General features: G+C 55.4%; 25 protein-coding genes and 2 pseudogenes. 9 read left to right on the plus strand and 18 right to left on the minus strand.

Going from position 1 to position 23,664, the window contains the following annotated elements:
• Nucleotides 1–9: 9 nt before the first annotated feature.
• From HH216_RS25605 to HH216_RS22335, 6 genes are all read right to left on the minus strand, one after another.
• Nucleotides 10–201 (minus strand): hypothetical protein, encoded by a 192-nt coding sequence (locus HH216_RS25605; RefSeq protein WP_217371879.1) that lies wholly within the window; start codon nt 199–201, stop codon nt 10–12.
• Nucleotides 171–773: an SDR family NAD(P)-dependent oxidoreductase gene (locus HH216_RS22315; protein WP_217371880.1), complete on the minus strand. Its 603-nt coding sequence runs from the start codon at nt 771–773 to the stop codon at nt 171–173. The genes HH216_RS25605 and HH216_RS22315 overlap by 31 nt, the downstream gene beginning before the upstream one ends.
• 105 nt (nt 774–878) lie before the next feature.
• Nucleotides 879–1,748 (minus strand): strictosidine synthase, encoded by an 870-nt coding sequence (locus tag HH216_RS22320; RefSeq protein WP_217371881.1) that lies wholly within the window; start codon nt 1,746–1,748, stop codon nt 879–881.
• 81 nt (nt 1,749–1,829) lie between these two features.
• The gene (locus tag HH216_RS22325) at nt 1,830–2,672 is read right to left on the minus strand and encodes an alpha/beta fold hydrolase (protein WP_169552873.1); all 843 of its coding nucleotides are present in this window, start codon (nt 2,670–2,672) and stop codon (nt 1,830–1,832) included.
• Between the two features lie 29 nt (nt 2,673–2,701).
• A complete protein-coding gene (locus HH216_RS22330) occupies nt 2,702–3,400 on the minus strand; it encodes an SDR family oxidoreductase (protein WP_169552874.1) in 699 nt (232 codons plus the stop codon).
• A gap of 34 nt (nt 3,401–3,434) precedes the next feature.
• Nucleotides 3,435–4,538, minus strand: coding sequence for an alkene reductase (locus HH216_RS22335; RefSeq protein WP_169552875.1), 1,104 nt, complete (start codon nt 4,536–4,538; stop codon nt 3,435–3,437).
• Between the two features lie 191 nt (nt 4,539–4,729).
• Between HH216_RS22335 and HH216_RS22340 the strand changes: the two genes are divergently transcribed.
• Nucleotides 4,730–5,050 carry a winged helix-turn-helix transcriptional regulator gene (locus HH216_RS22340; protein ID WP_254448566.1) on the plus strand — a complete coding sequence of 107 codons (321 nt, stop codon included), beginning with the start codon at nt 4,730–4,732 and terminating at the stop codon, nt 5,048–5,050.
• A 203-nt stretch (nt 5,051–5,253) separates the two neighbouring features.
• Here the strand turns inward: HH216_RS22340 and HH216_RS22345 are convergent, their stop codons facing one another.
• A complete protein-coding gene (locus HH216_RS22345; RefSeq protein ID WP_169552877.1) occupies nt 5,254–5,493 on the minus strand; it encodes a PDZ domain-containing protein in 240 nt (79 codons plus the stop codon).
• Nucleotides 5,494–5,512: 19 nt separating this feature from the next.
• Between HH216_RS22345 and HH216_RS22350 the strand changes: the two genes are divergently transcribed.
• A complete protein-coding gene (locus HH216_RS22350; RefSeq protein WP_254448859.1) occupies nt 5,513–5,698 on the plus strand; it encodes an FAD-binding domain-containing protein in 186 nt (61 codons plus the stop codon).
• 210 nt (nt 5,699–5,908) lie between these two features.
• Here the strand turns inward: HH216_RS22350 and HH216_RS22355 are convergent, their stop codons facing one another.
• Nucleotides 5,909–6,367 carry an Lrp/AsnC family transcriptional regulator gene (locus tag HH216_RS22355; protein WP_169552878.1) on the minus strand — a complete coding sequence of 153 codons (459 nt, stop codon included), beginning with the start codon at nt 6,365–6,367 and terminating at the stop codon, nt 5,909–5,911.
• Between the two features lie 177 nt (nt 6,368–6,544).
• Here HH216_RS22355 and ald point away from each other — a divergent pair, with 177 nt between their 5' ends.
• Nucleotides 6,545–7,678, plus strand: a complete 1,134-nt coding sequence (ald, locus tag HH216_RS22360) for an alanine dehydrogenase (RefSeq protein ID WP_169552879.1) — start codon at nt 6,545–6,547, stop codon at nt 7,676–7,678.
• A 153-nt stretch (nt 7,679–7,831) separates the two neighbouring features.
• On the opposite strand, the gene HH216_RS22365 is transcribed toward ald, so the two are convergent.
• The 6 genes and pseudogenes from HH216_RS22365 to HH216_RS22390 all read right to left on the minus strand — a co-directional run bounded on the left by HH216_RS22365 (nt 7,832) and on the right by HH216_RS22390 (nt 13,366).
• Nucleotides 7,832–8,119, minus strand: coding sequence for a hypothetical protein (locus HH216_RS22365; protein ID WP_169552880.1), 288 nt, complete (start codon nt 8,117–8,119; stop codon nt 7,832–7,834).
• Nucleotides 8,109–9,644, minus strand: coding sequence for a hypothetical protein (locus HH216_RS22370; RefSeq protein WP_254448567.1), 1,536 nt, complete (start codon nt 9,642–9,644; stop codon nt 8,109–8,111). The genes HH216_RS22365 and HH216_RS22370 overlap by 11 nt, the downstream gene beginning before the upstream one ends.
• Before the next feature lie 157 nt (nt 9,645–9,801).
• Complete coding sequence (locus HH216_RS22375; RefSeq protein ID WP_169552881.1) at nt 9,802–10,596, minus strand: DUF3298 and DUF4163 domain-containing protein; 795 nt, start codon at nt 10,594–10,596, stop codon at nt 9,802–9,804.
• Between the two features lie 97 nt (nt 10,597–10,693).
• Nucleotides 10,694–11,430 (minus strand): annotated as a pseudogene (locus HH216_RS22380) (LytR/AlgR family response regulator transcription factor).
• Nucleotides 11,431–11,518: 88 nt separating this feature from the next.
• Nucleotides 11,519–12,589 (minus strand): sensor histidine kinase, encoded by a 1,071-nt coding sequence (locus tag HH216_RS22385; protein WP_169552882.1) that lies wholly within the window; start codon nt 12,587–12,589, stop codon nt 11,519–11,521.
• 142 nt (nt 12,590–12,731) lie between these two features.
• A pseudogene (locus tag HH216_RS22390) lies at nt 12,732–13,366 on the minus strand (histidine phosphatase family protein).
• Between the two features lie 58 nt (nt 13,367–13,424).
• On the opposite strand from HH216_RS22390, the gene HH216_RS22395 reads away from it, so the two are divergent.
• The 3 genes from HH216_RS22395 (at nt 13,425) to HH216_RS22405 (ending at nt 15,628) form a co-directional block, all read left to right on the plus strand.
• Entirely contained in the window at nt 13,425–13,841 is a 417-nt protein-coding gene (locus HH216_RS22395) for a hotdog fold thioesterase (RefSeq protein ID WP_169552883.1), read from the plus strand.
• 32 nt (nt 13,842–13,873) lie between these two features.
• Nucleotides 13,874–14,197, plus strand: coding sequence for a nucleotidyltransferase domain-containing protein (locus HH216_RS22400; RefSeq protein ID WP_169552884.1), 324 nt, complete (start codon nt 13,874–13,876; stop codon nt 14,195–14,197).
• Between the two features lie 192 nt (nt 14,198–14,389).
• Nucleotides 14,390–15,628 (plus strand): chorismate-binding protein, encoded by a 1,239-nt coding sequence (locus HH216_RS22405; protein ID WP_169552885.1) that lies wholly within the window; start codon nt 14,390–14,392, stop codon nt 15,626–15,628.
• A 22-nt stretch (nt 15,629–15,650) separates the two neighbouring features.
• Here the strand turns inward: HH216_RS22405 and HH216_RS22410 are convergent, their stop codons facing one another.
• The 4 genes from HH216_RS22410 to HH216_RS22425 form a co-directional block, all read right to left on the minus strand.
• Nucleotides 15,651–16,547 (minus strand): helix-turn-helix domain-containing protein, encoded by an 897-nt coding sequence (locus HH216_RS22410; RefSeq protein ID WP_169552886.1) that lies wholly within the window; start codon nt 16,545–16,547, stop codon nt 15,651–15,653.
• Nucleotides 16,548–16,640: 93 nt separating this feature from the next.
• On the minus strand, nt 16,641–17,186 hold the full coding sequence (locus HH216_RS22415; protein WP_169552887.1) for a carboxymuconolactone decarboxylase family protein: 546 nt from the start codon (nt 17,184–17,186) through the stop codon (nt 16,641–16,643).
• A 300-nt stretch (nt 17,187–17,486) separates the two neighbouring features.
• Nucleotides 17,487–17,669 carry a hypothetical protein gene (locus tag HH216_RS22420; RefSeq protein WP_169552888.1) on the minus strand — a complete coding sequence of 61 codons (183 nt, stop codon included), beginning with the start codon at nt 17,667–17,669 and terminating at the stop codon, nt 17,487–17,489.
• Nucleotides 17,670–17,736: 67 nt separating this feature from the next.
• Nucleotides 17,737–18,000, minus strand: coding sequence for an adhesin (locus HH216_RS22425; protein ID WP_169552889.1), 264 nt, complete (start codon nt 17,998–18,000; stop codon nt 17,737–17,739).
• 170 nt (nt 18,001–18,170) lie between these two features.
• Here HH216_RS22425 and HH216_RS22430 point away from each other — a divergent pair, with 170 nt between their 5' ends.
• From HH216_RS22430 to HH216_RS22440, 3 genes are all read left to right on the plus strand, one after another.
• Nucleotides 18,171–19,214, plus strand: coding sequence for a glycoside hydrolase family 130 protein (locus HH216_RS22430; protein WP_169552890.1), 1,044 nt, complete (start codon nt 18,171–18,173; stop codon nt 19,212–19,214).
• 202 nt (nt 19,215–19,416) lie between these two features.
• Nucleotides 19,417–22,374 (plus strand): S9 family peptidase, encoded by a 2,958-nt coding sequence (locus tag HH216_RS22435; protein ID WP_169552891.1) that lies wholly within the window; start codon nt 19,417–19,419, stop codon nt 22,372–22,374.
• Nucleotides 22,375–22,493: 119 nt separating this feature from the next.
• Complete coding sequence (locus HH216_RS22440) at nt 22,494–23,594, plus strand: hypothetical protein (RefSeq protein WP_169552892.1); 1,101 nt, start codon at nt 22,494–22,496, stop codon at nt 23,592–23,594.
• Nucleotides 23,595–23,664: the final 70 nt, after the last annotated feature.

Here is a 23,664-nt window from a genome sequence, read left to right on the forward strand (position 1 = left end):
CTGATTGGTTTATCGTAGGGATTGGTGGGCTTTCTTCGGATTGACCAGCTCGTAAGCCAGTTTGGGGAAAAGGCGATTGATCAGATAGACGGTTTTGGTGTCGCCTACCCGGATCGTGTATTCATCGTTCTGCAACCCGGCGATGAGGGCTCTTACCAGCTTATCGGGACTTAGCTTTTTGTCAGGCCGGTCGGCGACCATGTCCGTATCGACCAGCGGGGGATCAGTTCGAACACCTTTACGGAGCTGCCGATAACCTGCAAATGCGTCCGTAGCGATTTTGTGTAGAACGCCAACGCCGTTTTGGAGGCCGAGTACGTCGCTTCGAGGATGGAGGGGACCAGGCTCAACAGCGACGTGGTGGTGATGATGGCACTTTCCGGGCGCGATTTCAGCATGTCCATAAACAGATTTGTCAGCCGGATAACGCCCAGATAATTCACCTCCATTTCGTAGGTGGCTCCCTGATGATGGCCGTCATTAGCCACGCCCAGGTTCAGGGGCGGCACGCCCACGCCAGCATTGTGGTAGAGAATGTCAATGCCGCCCAGTTGTTTCACCTGATCGAAAAGCGCGACGGAATCGGCCGGGTTGGCCACATCGTTCTGAATCGTGATGATGGTGGGGTAGGCCTGCTTCACGGCGGTCAGCTTGGCCTGATTTCGGCCGGTGACGATAACGGTAGCTCCGAGGGCTAAAAACTGCCTGGCTGCTTCCAGCCCGATCCCCGACGCCCCCCCGGTGATGAGTATTCTTTTTTCTTTCAGCTTCATGATTATCAGTGCGTTGTCAGTAAATTTTCCCGGTAAATGACCGCTTTTTATGTCTGGTTAGTAGCGGCTGACGTTACCGCATCACGTTGCTTTTTTTCCGGAGGCTTATCGGATGATTTTGCCGTTCTCCACGAAGGTTATGGCTTCTGTCAGTTCATACGCGTGGACCGCCGAACAGAAAACGGCTAGTCGGTCGGCCAGCTTTCTGACACCATCGCTTTTAAAGAAAGCATCCATCTCGTTATTGCTGGCAAAACCCAGCATCAGCGATCCCTGAAACTGCACCTCTTTCGGATTATCATGCAGTACATTGGGCGTGTTCCACTGCTTTACTTGCCAAGGCAGATACGCCTTGCTTCTCAATTCACGGAGCACATGCATGTTGGCTAATGTGGGGGCCAGCTCGTCGTTAATAAATGCCTTAAAATCCGCTTCGTTGACGCCGTCTTTCATTCGCAGAAAAACGATGCTTCCGGCGTCGCTGTTCGCCTTGGGCTGAGCTAAATCGTACCAGCGCGATGAACCGCCCAGGGCCGCGTACAGGATGGTTCGCTTAAACAGATTTATTTCATCCTTGTAGGCCAGCCTAGTTTGTTTTTTCCCTTCTCTGGGAGAAAAAATACTTTTTACCGTAACATCGGCCACCCCGTCAATTTTACGCTCCGTCGGAATTGTTGTTTCAACGCCGTTGATGGCCGGCCACAAGCCGGGATTGTTTTCGGCCAGGTGGAGCTGACGGTATTCTTCCAGTCCTTTGGTGGCAGCTATGATTTTTGCGTGCGGCCCTTTCCAGCGGTCCATGCCTGCCTGCCGGGGTTTGTCGGTCCGCATCCAGAGCAGGATGGATGAGGAAAGGTGGCCCTCCGAGTTAACCTCGGTGGCTATTTTTTGGGGTGCGGCCGGTTGAGCAACTACGCTCACACCAGTTGTCAGATTCCACGCAACCAGGGTTGCTATGGCTACTATAGATTTCATGATGACGGTTCGATTGTACACTGTTGAGGGGGTGGTTAAAAAACGGGTACATAGCTTGTTCTGAGCTACGTACCCGTTCTGTCAGGCCGCATAGAAGGCTAGCGACCGCTTCACGAAGTCATCATGGAACTGAAATACGCCCCCGTGTCCGGCGTCTTCGTAGATGTGGAGTTGAGCATTCGGAAAGCGTTTCGCCAACTCGTACGAATTGGGTGTCGGCACCATCCGATCGTGATCACCATTGATAATGAATACAGGCAGGTCGAACCCCGACAGATCGGCGGGCGGCTCATGACCCCAGTCGCGAATCGCGTGAAGCTGGGCCTGTAGGGTCTTGAATTTTACCTCGATATCCCGGTCTTCGGTGCGCTCCTTCAGGCGGTCTAAGAATGCGTGAGCTGCCTGCTTGCCGTTATCGGTCGACGTAAAAAATAAATAATACTTGGGATCGACGAATGTGAAAAGTGCCTTGGCCATATCGATGTACGTAAGCCCCACAACATCACTTACACCTTCGCCACCACGGGGACCGGTGCCAGCCAGCACGAGTTTACGCACCAACGTTGGTTCCAGGGCCATCAATTCCTGCGTGATGAACCCACCCATCGAGAAAGCCATGATATCGACCTTGTTGTAGCCCAGTGCCTTGATAAAGGCAAGGCTGTCTTTGGCCATGTCGGCAATGGATGCGGCATCGTCGCCTGATGTCGCGCCGACGCCCCGGTAATCGAACGAAATAATTTCGTGCTGCGTGGCCATGCCGTCCATCACCCTGGGGTCGGCGTTGTCAAGGTTGGAGGCCAGGTGACCGAAATAAATGATGGGAACTTCCTGCTTTGCGCCAAGTCGGCGATAGGCGTAGGTAATGCCGTTTTCAGCGGTGATAAACTCGGTCGGAACCGCAGCGTAGGTTTGTGTGGTCATTAATTCAGACGCGGTTTGTGTGGTCTTTACTATGCCGTTTGGAAAAACTGTTTCGTATCACCCACGGGTACGTCGAACTGATTGTTTTCCAGCCCAATCAGCAGTTCGTCGGCGACTTCCGAAGGCGGAATACCGTTGGCCCCACCTATTTCGGCCGAGAATTCGGTGTTCACCAACGGCGGGTACAGTTCATAGATCTGCACGTTTTTGCTTTCTTCGTAGGTGTAGCGCAGGGCAACCGTATAGCTGTGCAGGGCGGCTTTGGTGGCCCCGTAGGTGGGCAAAAATTTGTGGCTGCCAAACACCGAAATCGACGTTACGTTCACAACGGCCGCTTCTTCCTGCCGGAGCAAATGCGGGAGCATCAGTTCCGTAAAATGGATGACGGCGAAGTAATTCGTATTCATTTCGATAGCCGCTTTCTCGTGAGCGTTGGTGGTCTCACTCAGCAGGTATCCGAAGGCCGCACCGGCGTTGTTGACGATGATGTTGACCGCAGGGTGCGCTTCTTTCAACTGGGTGGCAATCCGGATTCGGTCGGCCTCCACCGATAGATCGCCCTGGATGGCTACGGCATGATCCAGTTCGGTCAGTGCCTGTTGCAACCGCTCCTCACTACGCCCGTTGATAATGACGGTGTTGCCCGCTTTACTGAATTTTTTGGCGATGGCCAGACCGATGCCGGCACTGCCGCCACTGATAAATACCGTATTTCCGGAGGTGTTCATGGTGCTCTTTTTTTAGCGAAATGGCTGATGCTCGTTAGCTGGCGACGGCGTCGAGAACGGGGTAATCGGTGTAGCCTTTTTCGCCCGGCGTGTAAAACGTCGACTGATCGGGGGCGTTCAGCGGAGCATCGGTTCTGAACCGCTCCACCAGATCAGGATTGGCCAAGAAGGGTACGCCGAACGAGACCAGATCAGCGTCATTGTCGGCCAGCACGGTGTTGGCAGTTTGTTTAGTAAAGCCCCGGTTGATGATGATGGTCCCGTTATAGACATTGCGGAAATGTTTGGCCACGTCGGGCACCGCATCCGGGTTGCCAGATACATCGGTAAACGGTTCGATCAGGTGGACGTAGGCCAGTTGATACTCGTTGAGTCGACCAACGATGTACTCGTAAAGGGCAATCGTTTCATCGTCGACCAAGATGCCCATGATGCCGTGCAGGGATGGGTTGAGCCGAACACCCACGCGGCCCAGGTCGATCACCTCATCGAGTTCATCCAGAATATCGAACAGGATGCGGGCGCGGTTTTCCACCGATCCGCCATACGCGTCGGTGCGTTGGTTGGCGTTTTTGCTGAAAAACTGCTGGAGCAGATACCCGTTGGCACCATGCAGTTCAACGCCGTCGAAACCAGCTTTGAACGCATTGACGGTACCCTTCCGAAAATCGGCAATGGTACGCTCGATGTCGGTTTGTGTCATCGGTTGCGGTGCTTCCGAGGGCTTGAACCCTTCGGCCGTGAACACCTGCTGATTCGGATTGACATCGGACGGGGCAAGCGGCTTGTCGCCCCCGTGCAGGTCAGGGTGGGAGTACGCACCGGTGTGCCAGAGCTGGGCGAAAATCGTTCCTCCTGCCTGATGCACGGCATCCGTTGTCAGCTTCCAGCCGTCGATTTGCTCCGGGGTGTAGATACCCGGTACGTTGATGACGCCCACCGCTTCGGGGCTGATAAACGTACCTTCCGTGATAATCAGGCCTGCGGTGGCCCGTTGGCGGTAGTATTCGGCGGTCAGTTCGGTCGCCACGTTTCCGGGGTTGCTGGCGCGGCTGCGGGTCATGGGTGCCATCACCATCCGATTTGATAACGTCAACCCGTTCAGGGTGTAAGGCTCAAAAATTAACGTGTCTGCCATTGTGTATTCGGCGTCTATTCTGTAAATTTGCTTGCATTATGCAAGTGCAAATGTAGACACCTACTTGCATAGTGCAAGTGATTTGACGAAAAAAGTTTATGCCAGACAAAAAGAGAAGATCGTACTGCCCCATCAGCTCCTCGCTCGACATTTGGGGAGATAAGTGGTCACTGCTGATTATCAGAGACCTCATGATTTCAAGACAATGTACCTACGGAGACTTTCTGAAATCAGAGGAGAAAATTGCCACCAACATTCTGGCAAGCCGACTTCAGATGCTGGAAGAGAGCGGGTTAATCACCAAACTGGACCACCCGGAGAGCAAGGCCAAAGTGCTCTATAAACTCACCCAGAAAGGTATCGACCTGCTGCCCGTGATGACGGAGATCAATCTGTGGGCCGAAAAGTATTTTACGATCAGTGATACACAGCAGGCGATTGTAGCCGAGATAAAAAAAGACAAAGCACTCTTTCTAAAACGCGGATTGCAGTTGCTGAGCGAAACCAGCTAATGATGCTCCTGTGGCGGAAGGCTTTTACCAGTCAGGATAACCCGCTCGTTTTACCGAGAGACGGGTTCTTTTAAAGTTCATTTCCAGGCCTCGACCCGTTCGCCGTGGGGGAGAAACGAGAAGGATAGTAAAGACCCGTTGCGGTTAACGGTCACCTGTATCGGTTTGTCGTAGCTGGCATAGAAAGGTGTCAGATCGAGGGTCTACGTAAAAACATCGCCCTCTTTCAGGCCCGCTTTAGCCGCACTCGACAGCGGGTTCAATGCCTTCACTACCTGCCCTTTATGATTGCCCTTCGGTATATCGAAAAGCCCGGTCCCTATCTTTTCGATGACAAAATCAGGCCCAAATGCGCCCGGCTCCGGCACGAGCAGTTTGCCGCTGAGGGCCGTCTTATAATCGTCAACCGCCCACTCGCCCCATGACCCAGAGGGGGTATTCATTAAACAGTGGATACCCGAACTGGTCGTTTGCCCCACGGCCTACATCCACGCCCCCTGGACGATGCCCGTAGCCGAACAGGACGCCCTTCACTTTCATATCGGCGTCGACTATCCCGCCCCATCATCGACGCGACGTCAAGGCGACTGGCAACCATGCCCGTGCCCAACTCTACAAGCCGCGTCAGAGCAAAAAGAACAAAGCTAGCCAGGAGTGAGGGTGAATCGGTCTTGCCCGTATGCTGAAACGCCCGTTTTAGGCGATAGTCGGCGGGTACCCATCGACTGCACCGATTATGAGTTGATCATAGTCTCAACTTGTTATCTCACGAATCAACGTCTCATATTCCTGATACCGGTTGAGTTACTGATACACCGGCGAGGAACCTATGACGATTCGGGAACCATACGCACACCCCTACCCGACCGGCACGACCGTCGAATTCTTGACTTCGGCCATGACGAAAAAGCTGCTGATATGCAGCGTACCGGGTATGACGGAAAGCTGTTCCTGGTAAAATTCGTTGTAGTCCTCCATGTTTCGGGCGACGATCTTAATCAGGTAATCGAACGTACCCGATACGCGATTACACTCCAGCACGTTCGACAGTGTGTTTACGGCGGTTTCGTAGGTGTCGAAGCTATCGCGGGTTTGTTTGTCGAGCGTAACCTGACAGTAGACAAGCAGCGAATTATCGATCTTTTTTCGGTTCAGGATCGTCACGTATCGGTCGATGATGCCCTCGCGCTCGAGCCGTCGGATCCGTTCGTGAACGGGCGTTTTCGACAGGTTGATGCGCTGCCCGATTTCCTGAATGGTCAGGCGGGCGTTCTGTTGGAGCAGGTCGAGAATCTGGCGGTCAATACGGTCAATCATGAGCAACGGGATATTTTACGGCAATATGCCCGTAAAGCATCAATGTTCAGACTTATTTCCTGCATAAATCCATTATAACACACGTTTTTCCTAAATACGGCGCCTTAACTAGAAAATTATAGTACCTGACCTACCTTTGTACTGTCAATAGCAATCAACTTCAATCTGGCTACCCTCATGGTTATTGGTGTTCCGAAAGAAATCAAAAACAATGAAAACCGCGTGGCGCTGACGCCCGCCGGTGTCACAGAACTGCGCAAGTACGGGCATACCGTTTATGTGCAGGTCAACGCGGGGGTAAGTAGCGGTTTTGAAGATGCTGAATACATCGCATCCGGGGCGCAGATGCTGCCAACCATCGAAGAAGTCTACGGCATTGCCGAGATGATCATGAAGGTGAAGGAGCCGATTGCGTCGGAATACAACCTGATTAAAGAAAACCAACTGCTGTTCACGTATTTCCACTTCGCATCGTCGGAAGAACTGACAAATGCGATGCTGGAAAGAGGAGCTGTCTGCCTGGCCTACGAAACCGTCGAGCGGCCCGACCGCAGCCTGCCGCTGCTGGTGCCGATGTCGGAAGTAGCGGGCCGGATGGCGGTGCAGGAAGGTGCCAAATACCTGGAGAAACCGCTGAAAGGCCGGGGTATCCTGCTGGGTGGCGTACCGGGCGTGAAACCCGCCAACGTGCTTGTACTAGGCGGTGGTATCGTCGGGACGCAGGCGGCAAAAATGGCGGCTGGTCTGGGTGCTCACGTTACGATCATGGACGTTAGCCTGCCACGTCTGCGCTACCTGTCGGACATTATGCCCCCGAACGTCGACACGATGATGTCGAACGAATACAACATCCGGGCGATGGTGAAAGAGTGCGATCTGATTATCGGTGCCGTACTGATTCCGGGCGCCAAAGCCCCCCACCTCGTCACCCGCGACATGCTGAAACTGATGCGTTCGGGTACGGTGCTGGTCGACGTGGCCGTGGATCAGGGTGGTTGTATCGAAACATGCCACCCCACGACGCACGAAGATCCGACGTTCATCATCGACGACGTGGTGCACTATTGCGTAGCCAACATGCCGGGTGCGGTACCCTACACGAGCACCGTGGCCCTGACCAACGCTACCCTCCCCTACGCTTTGCAACTGGCCAACAAAGGCTGGCAGCAGGCGTGCCGCGACAACATGGACCTGCAACTGGGTCTGAACGTAGTCGAGGGCAAAGTGGTCTACGCCGGTGTAGCCGAAGCGTTTGGCCTGCCCCTTACCGATGTCAATTCCGTGCTGACCGCCGAAAGTGCGTTAGCCTAATTATAGCATTACTTTTTCATCGACAGACGATGGCCGCTTTCTTCGGAGAGCGGCCTTTTTTTTTGGCAATAAGCAAGAGGATAGATGAAAAGCGGGTTTGCGCCAGCATCTTTCATCTATCCTCTTTCTTAGTGTCTCTTTCTTCTCCCAAAACTACAGCCACTGCGTCACCAGCGCCTTCCACTCATCGTCGAGGGAGCCGGTGAAGACGGGGGCTTTGGCACGACGGTACCAATAGCCAGCGTTCCACTCGTCGCCTTCCTTGCGGTGCAGGTAAGCGTGTAGCCGGTCGTGGTTTTTCTCACCTTCCCGCGCCTGGGCAATGTTGTGAGAAGCTTCCCAATCGCCGTTGGCGTCGTACCAGAGGGCCTCCAACAGGGGCGACACACCAGCGGGTGGCTGCGCCTGCGTCAGTGATGCGCGAAATTCGTCAATTGTCATGGATGGCCTGGTTTACGTATCGTTCGTAGGCGGGCGTTACATACACTTCGTACATACGTAACCGGATGCGCCGGTACGGTTGTTTCATAACCTGCGGCAAATGGGTCGTCAAACCCTGAAAATCATCGACCGGCACGATGGCGACATCCGCATTTTTCCACTGCTTGCCCGTCAGCCAGATGTTGTAATGCCGATGAAAGAAGGGAATCAGAAAATCGAACATGAAGACACTGGATCGGGGCGGAATAAGCCTGACCAGCCGTTCGACAACAGCTACATCTTCAGCAGGCAACAGCCGCTCCTTAAACGGATCGAACCGGTGTGTAAACGTGTCGATCAGGGTGGTTTTGTAATCGACGTCGGGGCGCGACAGCTTGACAATCGGTACCTGAACTACGAACAGAACGACAGCTAGACCGATAACCCATTGGCGCGGCAGCGGGCGGGCATCGGCACCGACGAGCAGCCAGAACGCGACGACGAAGCTCACCGAAAAGGCGTAGTTCAGAACGAAGCGCGGGGGCCAGGTCAGCGACACCAGATAAAACAGCGGATTTGTCCCATAGTACGTCGAGCCCTGCACCCAGTTCGACGCCAGCAGTGCCAGCTGCGCCACCGCGTAGATCAGCCATACACTGCCCGACTGCCGGAAATCAGCCCGTTTCATCACGACCCACAGCAGCACGATCGACGGCAGCAACAGCGCCAGCGTTTGCCCCAGCAGCAGCAGGTTGGTTCGGATAAACGTCGGGTCGGTCAGGCCAGTCCTGATCGCGGTCAGTGCCTGCTCCAGCCGGGGTTCGGGTTTTACCGACTGGTTTTTATACGACAGAAACAGCATCCCCGCCACAAAAACCAGCGCCCAGCCAGCGGCCGTCAGCCAGAAGCGTCGGTTGCTCAGTATGCCCAGTATCGACCGGGTGGAGTTTGCCCGCAGGTACGTCAGGCACAGGTAAGACAGGTGAACCGTTCCGGCCATAAGCGCCCCGTCTTCCTTAACCAGCACAATGAGCAATGCTGTCACCCAGAAGTACCAGGCTGTTTCGGCGTAAAACAGGGCCAGCGTAAGCAGCAGCACCAGCGGGTAATAAAGCAATTCGGGGTGCCAGCCGATGCCCGGATGGTCGTTGAACCAGAACCAGACCGGGCCGAACAGCAGCACGGCGAAGGCAAGCCAGAGGAACCACTGCCCCCGCCCGGCCAGTGTGCGCAGCAACAGCCCGTAACTGAGCAGGAGCAACCCCGTCAGCACAGCGAAAGCACCGTATACTCCGCCCAGATAGATGAGCGGCCCAATCAGCAGCAGGATGTAATTGTTATGGATTCGGCTGTCGTAGCCCCAGATATTTTCGTACAGTACCGGTCGTCCATCCAGCCAGCTACACGACGACTGAATGAAGATATACATGTCATTGAAGGTGTAATAGAGCGACTGGAACCGGCCGATTTTAAAGCCAAAAAACAGTAGCAACAGTAGCGACGACAGCAAAACTGTTCGTCGCCAGTGGTACGCGGTAGGCATCATTACTGGTAATGGTGTTGGTGCTGACGAATCCGGGCCGTAATCCCGTAAGTCAGACCGCAAACCTACCATGTTTTCATGAATTGTTAGGGCCGCAGGCTCATCCGGGACACGGTTCTGCCACCCAACTGCCTGCCAAAGTCGGACCAATCGACCCGATTTAGTGCCAGCCGGGTTTAAGAATACCGCCCAGCTGCTCGTAGGGTACCGTTACTTCGATGGGGCCGAGCGCGTAGGCCGCGATTTCGTAGGGGTTGTAATAGAACGTTAGCCCTTTGCGGTCGATACCAATGTTGGCGGGCAGAAAAAATTGACCGTCGCGCAGGAAGTAGCCCCGCTCTTCAAGGTTGTACTGCGGCAACAAGCCCTGATCCTTCCGGAAGGCCCGTTCCACGATCGTCAGCAACGCCGTCGTATCGGAAACCATGTCGGTCAGCGCCAGCACATTGCCCGTCTGCCGGTCGAAGTTCATAAACATTACGTTGGTGTTGGGGTGGGCTCCACCGGTATACGCGTAATTTTCCATCCGCACCGTCAGCACTTTCTGACTGGTATACAGCGTGTCGAGCTTGGTGTCGAGGTCCCAGCAGCCCCCCATCCCGTTCATGTCTGCCATCACCTGCTGGTAATCGGCCAGAAACAGATTACCCGCTTTCGCCAGATCCATACGCGCATCGGGGTGGCCCGCCAGCGACGCACTATCGAGCCAGCTCGTAACGCTGCCCACGCTCAACAATTTCAGGCTGTCGTTGATACGCTTGCCCGCGTCGGACTCGTCGGCCAGCTGAAAATACGATACCGATACGTCAATGCCTTTGTTGGTTATCGTGTCGCAGTGATACGGGCTGTCGAGCGTGTACTGCTGTCGGTCGAGTTTGGGTGGCCCGGAGGGGGTAGTTGTACAGGCGGTCAGAAAGAGGAAACACCCCGGTACCAGGTAAAAAAGCGTACGCATACTGTCGGTAGAAAGCGACACCAGCCGACGAGGTCGGCTATCCATCAACGAGAGAGAGAAAAGGCCGTCGATTCGCTGTGCTGCGCCGACCGGCCCTCTACAAACTTAACAAATCTTTAAACCGAATAGCCTGCCGCCGACTAATTTCAATTTTATCGCCCCCGCGCAGCGTCACCAATAGCCCACCGCTGAACCAGGGCTCGATTTTCTCGATCCATTGCAGGTTGATAATGTGTTTGCGGTTGGCGCGGAAAAACGTAGCCGGGTCGAGCCGGTCTTCCAGCGCATTGAGCGATTTGAGCACCAGCGGTTTCTGATCGTCGAAATACAGCCGGACGTAGTTGCCCATTGACTCAAACAGCCGCACCTTGCCGAGCTTGACGAACCAGCATTTTTCGCCGTCTTTTACGAATACCTGATCGGCTTCGCCCAGTGCTTTGTGCCCCCCTGCCCGGCTGGTGTCGCAGCCGGTTCGCCGACGTGCAGCTCTTCTTCGATGCGGTGAATAGCCTCCGACAGCCGCGCCAGTTCGACGGGTTTGAGCAGGTAATCGAGCGCGTTGAACTCGAAAGCTTTGATGGCGTATTCGTCGTAAGCGGTCGTAAACACCACTTCCGGCGCTTTCCCTTCGATAGACTGTAGCAGTTCAAACCCGTTTTTGCCCGGCATCTGAATATCCAGAAACAGCAGATCAGGCTCAAGTTCGTCGATCATGGGCAAGGCTTCGTCGGCATTGGCCGCTTCGCCTACGATCTGAATTTTGGGAAAGTTTTCCAGCAGTCGGCGGAGTTCATTGCGCGCCAGCCGTTCGTCGTCAACGATAAGTGTTTTCATGAATGTTGGTTTAACGTTTAGCGTTCAAGGCTTGACGTGTAAGGTTTAAAGTTGACGTTGGCGAACCTTGAACCTTATACGCTAAACCTTAAACTCCCTTCTGAACTGCCTCCCGTCGGCGGAAGATGGTGTCGGATTGAATGGGGATGATGATGTCGGCACGGACGATGTTGTCGTCTTCCTGCCCAATGCTGAACCGGGCGTCGGGGCCGTACAGCAGTTCGAGCCGTTGGGTGGTGTTGGCCAGTCCGAAGCCGCCGGATGCTTCCTTGTCGCCCAGCACGCCCGTATTACGGATAACCAGATGCAGCTTTTCGTTGTCGAGTTGCGAGGTTACGTCCACAAATCCACCACTGACCGCTTTCGAGACGCCGTGCTTGATCGCGTTTTCAACCAGCGTTTGCAGCATCATCGGCGGCACCTGCCAGAACAGCGTGCGCGGGTCGAGTTCGATATGCGATTGCAGCCGCTCTTCGTAGCGCACTTTCTCCAGCGACAGGTAATCTTCGACGGTTTTGATTTCTTCGCGCAGTTCAACGGTTTTGCGCCGGTCGGCCAGCAGCGAATTGCGGAGCAGGTTGGATAGCTGCGTGATACCCTGCTGCGCCTTCGTCGGATTTTCGTAGACCAGCGCCCGGATACTGTTGAGCGCGTTGAACATAAAGTGCGGATTCAGTTGCGACCGCAGCACTTTGGCTTCGGTATCGCGGATGCTGGTTTTCAACAGAATCTGCTCGATTTCAGCATCCCGCGTCCGTTCGACGTAGTGGTAGACCGTGTAACTGAGTACCCAGGCCAGCATGGTTTTGCCCCAGGTCATGATATAGCCCATGACAATCCAGGGTTCGTCGACAAAGTAGGTGGGTACGATCAGCCGGTCGATGGGCAGGTTTACGGCAGTCATGATGAGCGCCAGCACAAACACCGACAGCAGTACGCGGGGAGCCAGTTGCAGAAACGGTAACCGCACCCAGTTGAGCCGCCGGATCATCAGCCGGTACAGGTGCGTCAGCGAGATACCCAAGCCGATATTGGCGATGGCGAGGTACAGAGCGTTAGGGTCGAAGCCTTCCTGAAACAGATAAGCCAGATACTCGACCAGGATGAGACTCGTCCAGCCAAAAATCTGACAAACCCAGTAAACCCTTCGTTTCGACATCCCCATCTATACGCGCCCCTTCTTGTCTAAAAACGAATGTACGTCGATCCCTGCCGGATCGTCGTCGGTTTTTACAGTAGTGGAAAAATAAGGGTAAGAAAGGAAATATACGTCGAGGGAAGGAACATCCCCCGACAGCCGATCATTGCATCGCCAGCGACAGCAGGTGCGCCGTATCGTTGGCCAGTTCGATCGTAAAGGTCTGCGTATCGTAGTCGTAGTGCAGCAGATACAAACACAGGTTGCTGTGCTCGAACTGATCCATATCTGATAGGGGTCTGCCCATCAGCCAGCAAAGCAGAATCCGGATAGCACGCCCGTGCATGGCAATCAGCACGGGGTTTTCGTCGGTATGCGACAGAATTACGGCCATGGCCTCGCGCTGCCGGGCCGCCACCTGATCCGGGCTTTCGCCCCATCGGTCGTGCGGGCCGTGTTGCCCGATGCCCACGCGCTGGTGAGGCTGTGGTAGTATTCGTCGTCGTTGTTGCCGGGCGCACGGCCTTCCATTATCCCCCAGCTGATCTCGTTGAGGCCCGTCAGCTTCTCGTAGGGAATACCGAGGTTGATGAATGGCTCGGCAGTTTGAAAGGTGCGCTTCAGACCAGAAATGTAGATTTTCTGGAACGGCACGTGCTGGTAGGTGTCAAAAAAAGCCTGCGCCTGCGCCCGCCCCATCCCATTCAGATCGGAGTCGACACCGCTGCCCTGCACCACACCCCGGCGGTTAAAATCGGTTTCGCCGTGGCGAATCAGGTAGATCGTTTTTTGCTGCAAGACCGTAATTTTGTCAATCCCGAAAATCGGGTGCAAAACTACGCAAAAACCCACCTTTATGAAAGCTGGCTTCGATCTGAGTTCCCTCCAATTTGCCGATGTCGACACGATTACCAAGCATATCGGCATCGAGTTTGTCGAAGCTGGCGAAGGCTATCTGATTGCCCGGATGCCCGTCGATGGGCGGACCCATCAGCCCTTTGGCATATTGCACGGCGGGGCATCGGTCGTGCTGGCCGAATCGCTGGGCAGCGTGGCATCCTGGATGCTGCTCGATGATCCCACGAAGCAACGTGCCGTAGGGCTGGAAATCAACGCCAACCACCTGCGGGCCGTGCGGTCGGGCTGGGTTTATGGCCGTTGCACCCCCATCCACACCGGCCGCACAACCCACGTCTGGGACATCCGTATCACCGATGAGCAGGGTAAACTCGTCTGTATCAGCCGCCTGACCGTCGCAATTATCAGTGTGTAAATCGTTGTATGTTTGCCTGAAATAGTCTGGCTATGAATTCACTCGCGTCAACAGTCGGCCACGAGCTGAAGGTTGCTCTCCGGCAGTTGTACGGACCCCAATTCCGCGATCTGATCTTGTTTGGCTCCTATACCCGGAACACCTTTCACGACGAGTCAGACGTCGATTTCGCCGTGGTACTACAGGACGACGCGTTCTCGGCATCAGCGGAAATTCTGCGTATCACGCCGTACAGCACGGAAATAGGCATTCGTCATCATGTTGCGGTGTCGATACTCCCCGTTTCGTCGCACAAACTTCAGCAGTCAGCCTTTCCGGTGTATCAGGCGATACGTACGGAAGGTATTCATATCTGATATGGCGGGGCCGCAACTACTATCTGGAACGAATCCGTCGTCCCCGACAGCAGGATGCTGCCGGGGACAACGTAACTGGCCAGTTCATCTGACAAACTACAGCGGGTATTTGTAAGAAATAACCAGTTTCCGCACAAAAACGCGGCACATACTGTTACCCTATCAGTCGCCTGCTAACGGCGACCGTTTCGTATGCAGGCCGACGTAACTACCAATACCTCCGTAACCAGCCAGCCCACCACGCTTGACCTTTGGGAAACCGCCCGTAGCCTGGGCTTACCGGCAGCGTTGTGGCGGTTACCCAATCAGCGCGACAAACACAGTATTGTTTCGTTTGAAGAAAGACTGCCCCACGTCGTAGTCGATCTCGACGAACTGCCCGCCGGGTTTGTCGTCAGCCGATTCGACAGTCAGGATGAGGGGCCCGATCAGCCCGCCCGGTCGCTGTTTCTGCGCGCCGACGTGCAGGCCGTTTTCCCGGAGCACGGCCCCGCCCAACTGACGTATGCTGCGGAACCACCCCGTGCGTTTCGCCAGTTGCTGGCCAAGTCGGTAAGGCGGTCGGCCACGCGCCCAAATCCAATAACGGTTCGGCCGGATACGCAGCACGAAGCCTACGTCGCCAGTGTGTCGCAGGCTGTCGACGCCATTCAGCAGGGCGACCTGCGGAAGGTGGTAATGTCGCGGACCAAGCAGGTCGATTTCGCCGATTTGCCGGATGCCGTGACGCTGTTCGACCGGCTTTGTATCAAGTACCCTACAGCTTTTATATCCGCCGTTTCTATTCCCGAGCTGGGGCAAATCTGGCTGAGCGCCACCCCCGAACGGCTTATCAGTCAGCGGGCCGATGGTATCTTCGAGACAATGGCTCTTGCCGGTACGCAGTCGGCTACGCAGCCCGACGGCACACCAAAGCGTCCGGGCGAGGCTATGTGGTCGCAGAAAGAAATAGAAGAACAGGCACTGGTTTGCCGATACATCATCGAGTGCTTCAAAAAGATCAGGCTGCGCGAATACGTAGAAGTGGGGCCTAAAACGATCGTTGCCGGCAACCTGATGCACCTCAGTACCTGCTTCACCGTCGACATACAGGCGGTAAACTACCCCCAGCTGAGTACGGTGATGCTGCGATTGCTGCATCCAACTTCGGCGGTCTGCGGTGCCCCGCGCGGCCGGGCGATGGACTTTATTAAGCAACACGAACCCCACGACCGTGAACTCTACGCTGGTTTTCTCGGCCCCGTCAATTACCCGATGAGTGAAGAGGGTCAGTCGAGCCAACTGTTTGTACACCTCCGCTGCATGAAGCTGGAAGGCAAGCTGGCGACGCTTTATGCCGGTGCAGGCCTGACGGAAGATTCGGTGCCGGAACGCGAATGGCAGGAAACCGAACTCAAATGCCAGACCCTGCTATCGGTGCTGGGCGATTAACAGACTAGTAGCGGCTAATCAATCAAAATGCCGACGGTGACTTATCTACCCTGCGCGACTGCTCTTTAAATTCAGATGGCGGCACGCCGATTAGTTTTTTGAAGAACCGGCTGAAGTTCGACAACTCGTCAAACCCAAGCTCATAGCTAATTTCTTTGGCTGATTTGTCCGTGAAGGTCAGCAAGCGTCGCGCTTCCAGTCCAAGTCGGTCATGGATAATTTGCAACGGACTATCCTGTCCGTGCAACGTGAAAACGTTGGTAAGCGTTTTAGGTGACCTGTTGAGTTTATCAGCGTAAAAACCCACCTGATGTTGTTGGCGGTAGTTTTGCTCAACCAGCATTCGATACTGGCGAATCAGTTCCAGCCCTGAATCAGATAGCGTTTCTACAAGGTACTGAGTCTTTGCCAGCCGAGTCATCTTGATAATCAATCGCTTGAGCAACATCCGAAGCATTTCGCCCTGAATGGTGTCGCGGGTACCAAACTCGTCGTTGAATACAACCAGCAGGGCCTCTAGTTTGGTCTGCTCGCTGCTTGTCAGGTGGAGAAACAGCGGCTCGGGCCGACCGTAGAACAGTAAACCTGAACACGACACTTCCCGGTCGTGGTCGATGATGCAATAAAACTCGCGGTCGAATTGCCAGGCTACGATGGTTTCGGCCCGCTCGAAACGAAATGTCTGATTCACGACCAACGGCAGCACCGTTTGGCTTGGCAACCAATACGCCAGACCGTCGATGACAACACGCTGATCGGCTCCCGTATTCCAAACAACCGTCAGCAGCCGTTGCTGCCGACCGGTCTGTACCTGATCGGCGGCAGTAGTTTCATCGAAAAACTGGCGGTAGAAGCCCGCTTCATTTTCGATCAGTCGGATCGTTCCGTTGGTGGTGGGGTCGCGGTAGATGGCAAGCATAGGAAACCTCATTAAGCCAGTAGCCGGGCCCTGCCCCCCGACCAGTCCTTGTGAACTACCGGTCGGGGGCAGGGTCCAGCTACTGACGCTGTACTAAGCCGCTGATGCTTCAAGCTCGGCCGCCAGCGGCCAGTCGATCGCAACATCGGTTAGATTATGCAGGTAGTTAGCGGCTATTTTATCGCTCACCTGCAAAATTACGTCCACCAGATTACCCTGATTATAACCAGCCGCATAGAACGCTTCCAGGTGTTCGGCTGCTACGCGGCCTTTATTTTCAGTTATATCTTTGGCCAGCACCACCAGGGCGTTCAATTTCAGGTCGGTGCTGCGACCAGCGCGAATGTTGAGCGTTTCTTCCTCCGAGAAGCCGTTCATTTTACCGATGGCAGTATGCGCACTCTGGCAGTAACGGCACCCATTTACCTCACTAACGACAAGGTTGACGGCTTCTTTCTCTTTGTTGTTAAGTGACGTTTTTGCACTCTGATAGGCGAGATAGCGGGGCAACGCGTTTTCGGAATGACCGAACGCAGCAAACAGATTGGGCACGAAACCAGCCATTTTTTGCAGACCGTCGAACGCTGTCTGAGTTGCAGGTGATACCTGATCGCGGGTTGGAACTGTGAATTGTAGCATGATAGTACTGAATTTTTGTGTGCTTTCTTAACGACACAAAATTCGTCGGCCAGCTCATCATCAACCATACCGATTCTGCCCGGCAGTTTATCAATTTTGCCCGACAGACGTAATCAACACTGTCAACTAGTCCCTAACGCTCATTCGTTACTCACCCCGATAGTTGCCTGACTGTCTACAGATAGTTGAAGCAGTTTTTCCGCTTCCACCGATCTACCCAAGCCAATAGAGGCTAAAAAAAAACACGCCCCCCCGCTCCCATTTTGGGAGCGGGGGGCGTAAATGAAAGTACTGAGAGCACTATTCGGCACCTTCAGCCGGATCGTTGGGTGCCCGCGACCCACCGGGTGCGGTACGACCACCGTCCTGACTAGCTGCTGACGATTGAGTTTCCGAATCGGGGGCAGTGCCGTCTGGTCCGTCGTTCGTCGATGCAGGGGCTACCTTTTCCTGTTCTGTGGCGTCTTTTTCCTCAGGTGACATAATTCGTTTCGATTGGTTAACCGATAAACGACGAAACCGCTGGGATGTTCAGCTTCGGTCCGGTTGACTACAGGGTATCGTCGTCGTCCAGGTCGTCGTCGATATCGTCATCATCCAGATCTTCGTCCAGATTTTTTTCGTCAAACTCTTCGTCTTCGATATCGGCCAGATCGTCTTCGCCGTATCCGCTGGTAGCACCTGATCCAAGTTCATCAAACTCGGCTCCACCATCGAAATCATCGTCGTCGTCATCCTCGAAAGCGGCCGTTTCCGGATCGGGATTCATCATCAGCACGTCTTCATCCCGGTCAAACGCAGGCTGGGTCTTCATGGCTAAAAAGGTTCGTTATTAATTAATAGTACACTGCCTTTTACCCGGCAGCAACGGGGAACGTGGCAGTTGGCCCGACAAATTAAACTCAGCGTGCCGTTTTTGGTTTACAAAGCACCGTCTTCGTTGACTGAGCGGCTATACGCGCCAATTCGTGCGGAACAACTACCATGCAAAACTATAAACTTCACCGACTTTCCGACCAGCCAATTCTAAAAACAAGCGATGTTCGACCCGCCATGGAAGGCTTCGAGGTATTGGGCGCTTTCAATCCGGCGACCTGTCTGGTTGATAACGAAGTGGTTATGTTGCTGCGGGTGGCTGAAGCCCCAAAATCGCAATCAGGCATAATCAGTGTGCCGCTGCTGGAAAACCGCGACGGTGTGCCAACGTTAACCGTCAAACACTTCCCCGAACCCGCTCAACCCTACGATCCGCGTGTAATTACGCTCGACGGTAAGGTGTATCTGACCTCGCTCAGCCATCTCCGGCTCGCCCGTAGCACCGATGGTATTCACTTCACAATTGAGGACAAGCCGTTTCTGTTTCCGGCCCGAATGGATGAGTCATTCGGTATCGAAGACGCCCGGATCACGTTTCTCGACGGCAAATACTGGATCACCTACACGGCGGTGTCGGAGCACGGGCCGGGGGTTGGGCTGGCCGTCACGACCGACTTCACCGACGTTGAACGGGTGGGCATGATTTTGCCCCCGCCCAACAAAGATGTAGCCCTGTTTCCGCAGCGTATCAACGGCAAGTACTACCTGCTCCACCGGCCGATGGTGTCGGACATCGGCAAGCCGTCAGTCTGGCTGGCTCAGTCGCCTGATGGCGTTCACTGGGGTAAGCATCAGTTTTTGTTCGGCGGGCGCGGCCTAACCGATCCGCGTTACGCCTGGGAAGGGGGTAAAATCGGGGCCGGTCCCGAACCGCTGCTAACCGACGACGGCTGGCTCGTCTGCTACCACGGTGCCGACCCAACCCACGCGTATTCACTGGCCCTCGCCCTGCTCGATAAAAACGACCCATCCATCGTCCTCGACCGTTCCGACGAGCCCCTACTCATGCCCGAACTACCGTGGGAGAAAGAAGGCTTTTTCCCCAACGTGGTCTTCGCCAACGGCTGGGTCCGCTGGCCCGACGGCCGCATCTGGGTCTATTACGGTGCCGCCGACTCCGGCGTTGGCCTGGCTGAGCTGGTACGGGAGTAAATCTGGATTGTCTCAAACAGCATCTTGCTGTTTGCTTGATATGCATTAATCAAAACAAACAGCAAGATGCTGTTTGAGACAAGACTTAGTAACAAACCATAGATTCCGGCAACGTTTCGGGCGATTCAGCAACAATTCTTCGGCAAAAAGCGGGGTTTTTCGTAGTTTCGGGCTGTTTCGCTCAACTAATACAACCCGCTTCATGCAACGACTTCTTTTTACCTTACTCCTCATTCCCTTCCTCACGACCGCCCAGAAACGGCCGCTTAACGCGTCGGACTATGACCGCTGGCAAAGCGTTCGGTCTGAGAAAATCTCCGGCAACGGCCAATGGATTGCTTATCAGGTCGACCTTCAGGAGGGCGACGGGCGGCTGGAGGTGACACCCGCCGGTCAGGCTACGCCCAAATACACCTTTGCGCGGGGCTACATGGCGCAGTTCACGCCCGACAATCAGTTTCTGGTGATGCGCCTGAAAGCTCCCTATGCCGACACGCGCAAGGCTAAACTCAAGAAAAAGAAGGCCGACGAACTACCCCGCGATAGTATGGCAGTGCTTACGCTGGCGACGGGCAAAATCACCAAACTCCCGAACGTGAAGTCGTTTACGCTGGGTAAGGACGCGGGCAACTGGGTCGCGGTGTTGCAGGAACGTAAGGACGAGAAAGGCGGACGCGAACAGGCGTCGGCCCGCCCAACGCCCCGCCGGGACACGAAAGACACGCTGAACCCGCTGCCCCCCGTATCGACAACGGCGACCGCCCGGAAGAACGCGCGCAAACCAAAAGGTGACGATCTGGTGCTGCTCAACATGGCCGACGGCACCCGCCGGACGACGCGCTATGTGTCGGGCGTAGCGGTGGCCGACAATGGCCGGGTGATTTTTTACAGCAAAGACTCCGCCGTTGATTCGCTGAAAACCGGCGACGCGCCCGTGCCGGGTGTGTTTATGTTTACCCCCGCCACGGGGCAGACGACGCTGGTCGACACGAGTTCAACACGGAAGATTTACAAGGGTCTGACCGTTGACAAGACGGGGCAGCAACTGGCGTGGATGGCGTCGGCCGATAGCGCGGGTTCGGACGTCAAGGTGTTTACACTCTACTATAAAAACCTCCAGCCTGCCACGCCCACAAAGGGTAAACGGGCGAAGATGACGCCCCTCGAAGCGCCGTTCCGCGTCCTGGCCGACACGATGACCAAAGCCCTGCCCAAAGGCTGGTCGGTGAACGAATACCGCGAACCCAAGTTTTCTGACGATGGCAAGCGGCTGTACTTCTCCACCTCCCCCATCGCACCAAAACCGACGAAGGACACGCTGACGCCGGAGGACGAAAAGGTAAAAATGGACATCTGGAGCTGGACCGACTCCCGCCTGCAACCCATGCAGCAGAAGCGGCTCAAGGAAGAAAAAGAACGCGGTTTCCTGACGGTATTCGACCTGCCGTCCGGCAAAACGATCCCCCTCGCCAGCCGCGAAGTGCCGACCGTTTCGTTCGACCCGAAAGTGAATGCACGCTACCTGCTGGGCTTGAGCGACCTGCCCTATCAGGTGCAGTCGTCGTGGGACCCCGGCCATACGGATATGTACCTGATCGACGCACAGACGGGCGAGAAAAAGCGCATCGCCAACGACGCGCAGGCATCGCAGCCCAAGCTGTCGCCGGGTGGGAAGTATGCCTACTGGTTCGATGAGCGCGATTCGCTCTGGCGGGCGTGGGACGTTGCCGCCGGGAAGCGCATCGACCTGACGAAGGGCCTGCCCAGCAAATTCTTCGATGAAGAGCACGACACCCCTAGCCTACCCGGTGCCTACGGATCAGCGGGCTGGACTGCCGACGACAAGCACGTCTGGCTGTACGACCGCTACGACATCTGGCAAATCGACCCGACGGGCCGCGAGAAGCCGCTGAACCTGACATCAAGCTGGGGCCGCAAAAATCGCATCCGACTGCGCTACGCCGAACTCGATAATGACGACACACCGGGCCGTTTTGCCCCTGAAAAAGCCATCGACCCGAAAGCTGAACTGTTCCTGACCGGTATCTGGGAAAGCGACAAATCAACGGGGATTCTGAAAAGCAAAAACGGCCTAGCGGCCAGCGAACCAACGACGCTGACGCACAGCAACCATCGCTACTTCGGCCTGAACAAAGCCAAGAACGCCGGTACGCTGACCTTCTACCGGGGTAACTATCAGGAACCAATCAACCTGTTCCGCACCGATACGACGCTGGCATCGCCCATGCAGCTTACCCACGTAAATCCGCAGCAGGACAGCATTCGCTGGGGATCGGCCGAAGTCGTCAAATGGCTGGGCACCAACGGTGTGCAACTGGAGGGACTACTCTTTAAGCCCGAAGGCTTCGACCCGAAGAAGAAGTACCCGATGCTGACGTACTTCTACGAACGCAACGCCGAAACGCTCAACGACTACCGCGCTCCATCGCCCAGCCGCTCGACGATCAATATCCCGTACTGCGTTTCGAACGGCTATCTGGTATTCGTACCCGACATCGTTTACACCACCGGTCAGCCGGGGCCGAACGCGTATGACTGCATCGTGCCGGGTGTGCTGAGCCTGCTTGACAAGGGCTTCGTCGACCGCGACCGGCTGGGCATTCAGGGCCAAAGCTGGGGTGGGTATCAGACGGCTTACATCATCACCCGCACCAACCTGTTCCGCGCGGCCGAAGCCGGTGCGCCAGTTGCCAACATGACCTCGGCCTACGGCGGTATTCGCTGGGAAACGGGTATCGTGCGGCAGTTTCAGTACGAAAAAACGCAGAGCCGCATCGGTGGTACGCTCTGGGACAAGCCGATGAATTACATCGAAAACTCGCCCCTGTTCTTCGCTAACCGGGTCGAGACGCCCCTGATGATGACGCACAACGACGCCGACGGAGCCGTCCCCTGGTATCAGGGTATCGAGTTCTACACGGCCCTACGCCGGTTGAACAAGCCCGTCTGGATGCTGGTCTACAACGGTGAAGGCCACAACCTGACGCAGCGCCACAACGCCAAAGACCTGAGCATCCGGCTGTACCAGTTTTTCGATTACTTCCTGAAAGATGCGCCCATGCCAGTCTGGATGAAGGAAGGTCGTACGGCCGTCGAGAAAGACCGGGGCGAAATGAAATACGAACTGGGTGACAAGTAGTCGGTTTTCGGTTTACCAAAAACCGCCCTTCATTGCCCACTCATCAACAAACCCGGCCCGATAGCCGGGTTTGTTGTTATTTGCAGACTACTACCGCCATCAGCGCGACACCACTTACGATGACCATTTCCCCTACCCGATTCACAGCCGTTGCGCTGCTGCTACTGGCATTGGCCTGCCAGAGCATTCGCCTGCCGTTTTCCCACAAACTCCCAACGATTGGTACTATCACCGGCGAAGGGCTATTGACTTGTTTCGCCCCCGGCACCGCCGTCGATGGGAAACCCGTCTGGTGCGAAGCGTCGGCAGTATGGTACGATGGTAACAAACTGTTTTTTGCCAACGACAAAGACATGCCCGCCGGTCAGTCGTCGGTGTTTACAAAGTCGCTTGTGTCGCTGGCCGATTCTACCCGCCTGCCCGATTATTTGCCGCAGGCCACGTTCAGCAACGGCACCAAATACGAAGATTTTGCGCAGACACCCGACGGCAAATTTGTGCTGCTCAGCACCGCTTTCGACCGCGTCAAACCCGGCGGCAGTTGGGACAACTACAACACGATTCTGTTTTGGCGCAAAGGTGACGAACAGCATCCGCACGTGCTGACACTCGGCGATTCAGCCCGTACGTCGGTGTCGCTACGGCAACCGCTGGCAGCCGCGCTCGCCGACAGCGACTATCCCGGTTCGCTGCCGTACTTTAAAATCGAGGGCTTGGCCGCTACGGAAAACAAGCTGCTGTTTGGCGTTCGTGAAGCGGGTAAAGCCTACGACAATTTCCGGCACGTCGATAAAATTGTGGCGGTGTCGTACTCTGTTGCCAACGATCGGATACGGCTGAGCAACGACTGGAAGGTTGTTGCTGATTTTAAGCCCGAAACGGCGGATCAGAAATTGCCCCGCCCGCTGGGGCTGTCGAGTCTGGAATACGATCCCGCCCGGCAGTGCTTTTGGCTGCTGACGTCGCTGGAAAGCAAGGGGCAGGTTGATGCGTATCTGTGGGTTATTTCGAAAAACGATCTGTTCGCCGACAAGCCGTTTCATCTAATCCGCAACGCCAACGGCGATCCGCTGCACGTCAACCACAAAGCCGAAGATCTAACGTTTATCGACAAAGACCGGCTGTTGCTCATCCACGACGACGATCGCTTTCCAACCCTCGTCGGCCGGCGCGTCCGGCAGGCCAATCAGGCCGCGTACACGATTGTTACGGTGAAGTAGAGAATGTAGCCTGGACCTCCAGGTCTGGTGCCCGTTAGGGCAATAGATTCAGGCGGTAGCTTTTCGGTTG

It is taken from the genome of Spirosoma rhododendri (genome assembly GCF_012849055.1).
Classification (GTDB): domain Bacteria; phylum Bacteroidota; class Bacteroidia; order Cytophagales; family Spirosomataceae; genus Spirosoma; species Spirosoma rhododendri.

Excerpts from the sequence above, each read along its gene's own strand:
- HH216_RS22320 (WP_217371881.1), bottom strand. The coding sequence starts at position 1,748 with ATGAAATCTATAGTAGCCATAGCAACCCTGGTTGCGTGGAATCTGACA.
- HH216_RS22425 (WP_169552889.1), bottom strand. The coding sequence starts at position 18,000 with ATGAAGACCCAGCCTGCGTTTGACCGGGATGAAGACGTGCTGATGATG.
- HH216_RS22420 (WP_169552888.1), bottom strand. The coding sequence starts at position 17,669 with ATGTCACCTGAGGAAAAAGACGCCACAGAACAGGAAAAGGTAGCCCCT.
- HH216_RS22385 (WP_169552882.1), bottom strand. The coding sequence starts at position 12,589 with ATGTCGAAACGAAGGGTTTACTGGGTTTGTCAGATTTTTGGCTGGACG.
- HH216_RS22440 (WP_169552892.1), top strand. The coding sequence starts at position 22,494 with ATGACCATTTCCCCTACCCGATTCACAGCCGTTGCGCTGCTGCTACTG.
- HH216_RS22400 (WP_169552884.1), top strand. The coding sequence starts at position 13,874 with ATGAATTCACTCGCGTCAACAGTCGGCCACGAGCTGAAGGTTGCTCTC.
- HH216_RS22315 (WP_217371880.1), bottom strand. The coding sequence starts at position 773 with ATGAAGCTGAAAGAAAAAAGAATACTCATCACCGGGGGGGCGTCGGGG.
- HH216_RS22325 (WP_169552873.1), bottom strand. The coding sequence starts at position 2,672 with ATGACCACACAAACCTACGCTGCGGTTCCGACCGAGTTTATCACCGCT.
- HH216_RS22405 (WP_169552885.1), top strand. The coding sequence starts at position 14,390 with ATGCAGGCCGACGTAACTACCAATACCTCCGTAACCAGCCAGCCCACC.
- HH216_RS22345 (WP_169552877.1), bottom strand. The coding sequence starts at position 5,493 with ATGAATACCCCCTCTGGGTCATGGGGCGAGTGGGCGGTTGACGATTAT.
- HH216_RS22340 (WP_254448566.1), top strand. The coding sequence starts at position 4,730 with ATGATTTCAAGACAATGTACCTACGGAGACTTTCTGAAATCAGAGGAG.
- HH216_RS22375 (WP_169552881.1), bottom strand. The coding sequence starts at position 10,596 with ATGCGTACGCTTTTTTACCTGGTACCGGGGTGTTTCCTCTTTCTGACC.
- HH216_RS22415 (WP_169552887.1), bottom strand. The coding sequence starts at position 17,186 with ATGCTACAATTCACAGTTCCAACCCGCGATCAGGTATCACCTGCAACT.
- HH216_RS22410 (WP_169552886.1), bottom strand. The coding sequence starts at position 16,547 with ATGCTTGCCATCTACCGCGACCCCACCACCAACGGAACGATCCGACTG.
- HH216_RS22365 (WP_169552880.1), bottom strand. The coding sequence starts at position 8,119 with ATGACAATTGACGAATTTCGCGCATCACTGACGCAGGCGCAGCCACCC.
- ald (WP_169552879.1), top strand. The coding sequence starts at position 6,545 with ATGGTTATTGGTGTTCCGAAAGAAATCAAAAACAATGAAAACCGCGTG.
- HH216_RS22335 (WP_169552875.1), bottom strand. The coding sequence starts at position 4,538 with ATGGCAGACACGTTAATTTTTGAGCCTTACACCCTGAACGGGTTGACG.
- HH216_RS22430 (WP_169552890.1), top strand. The coding sequence starts at position 18,171 with ATGCAAAACTATAAACTTCACCGACTTTCCGACCAGCCAATTCTAAAA.
- HH216_RS22355 (WP_169552878.1), bottom strand. The coding sequence starts at position 6,367 with ATGATTGACCGTATTGACCGCCAGATTCTCGACCTGCTCCAACAGAAC.
- HH216_RS22330 (WP_169552874.1), bottom strand. The coding sequence starts at position 3,400 with ATGAACACCTCCGGAAATACGGTATTTATCAGTGGCGGCAGTGCCGGC.
- HH216_RS25605 (WP_217371879.1), bottom strand. The coding sequence starts at position 201 with ATGGTCGCCGACCGGCCTGACAAAAAGCTAAGTCCCGATAAGCTGGTA.
- HH216_RS22435 (WP_169552891.1), top strand. The coding sequence starts at position 19,417 with ATGCAACGACTTCTTTTTACCTTACTCCTCATTCCCTTCCTCACGACC.
- HH216_RS22395 (WP_169552883.1), top strand. The coding sequence starts at position 13,425 with ATGAAAGCTGGCTTCGATCTGAGTTCCCTCCAATTTGCCGATGTCGAC.
- HH216_RS22370 (WP_254448567.1), bottom strand. The coding sequence starts at position 9,644 with ATGATGCCTACCGCGTACCACTGGCGACGAACAGTTTTGCTGTCGTCG.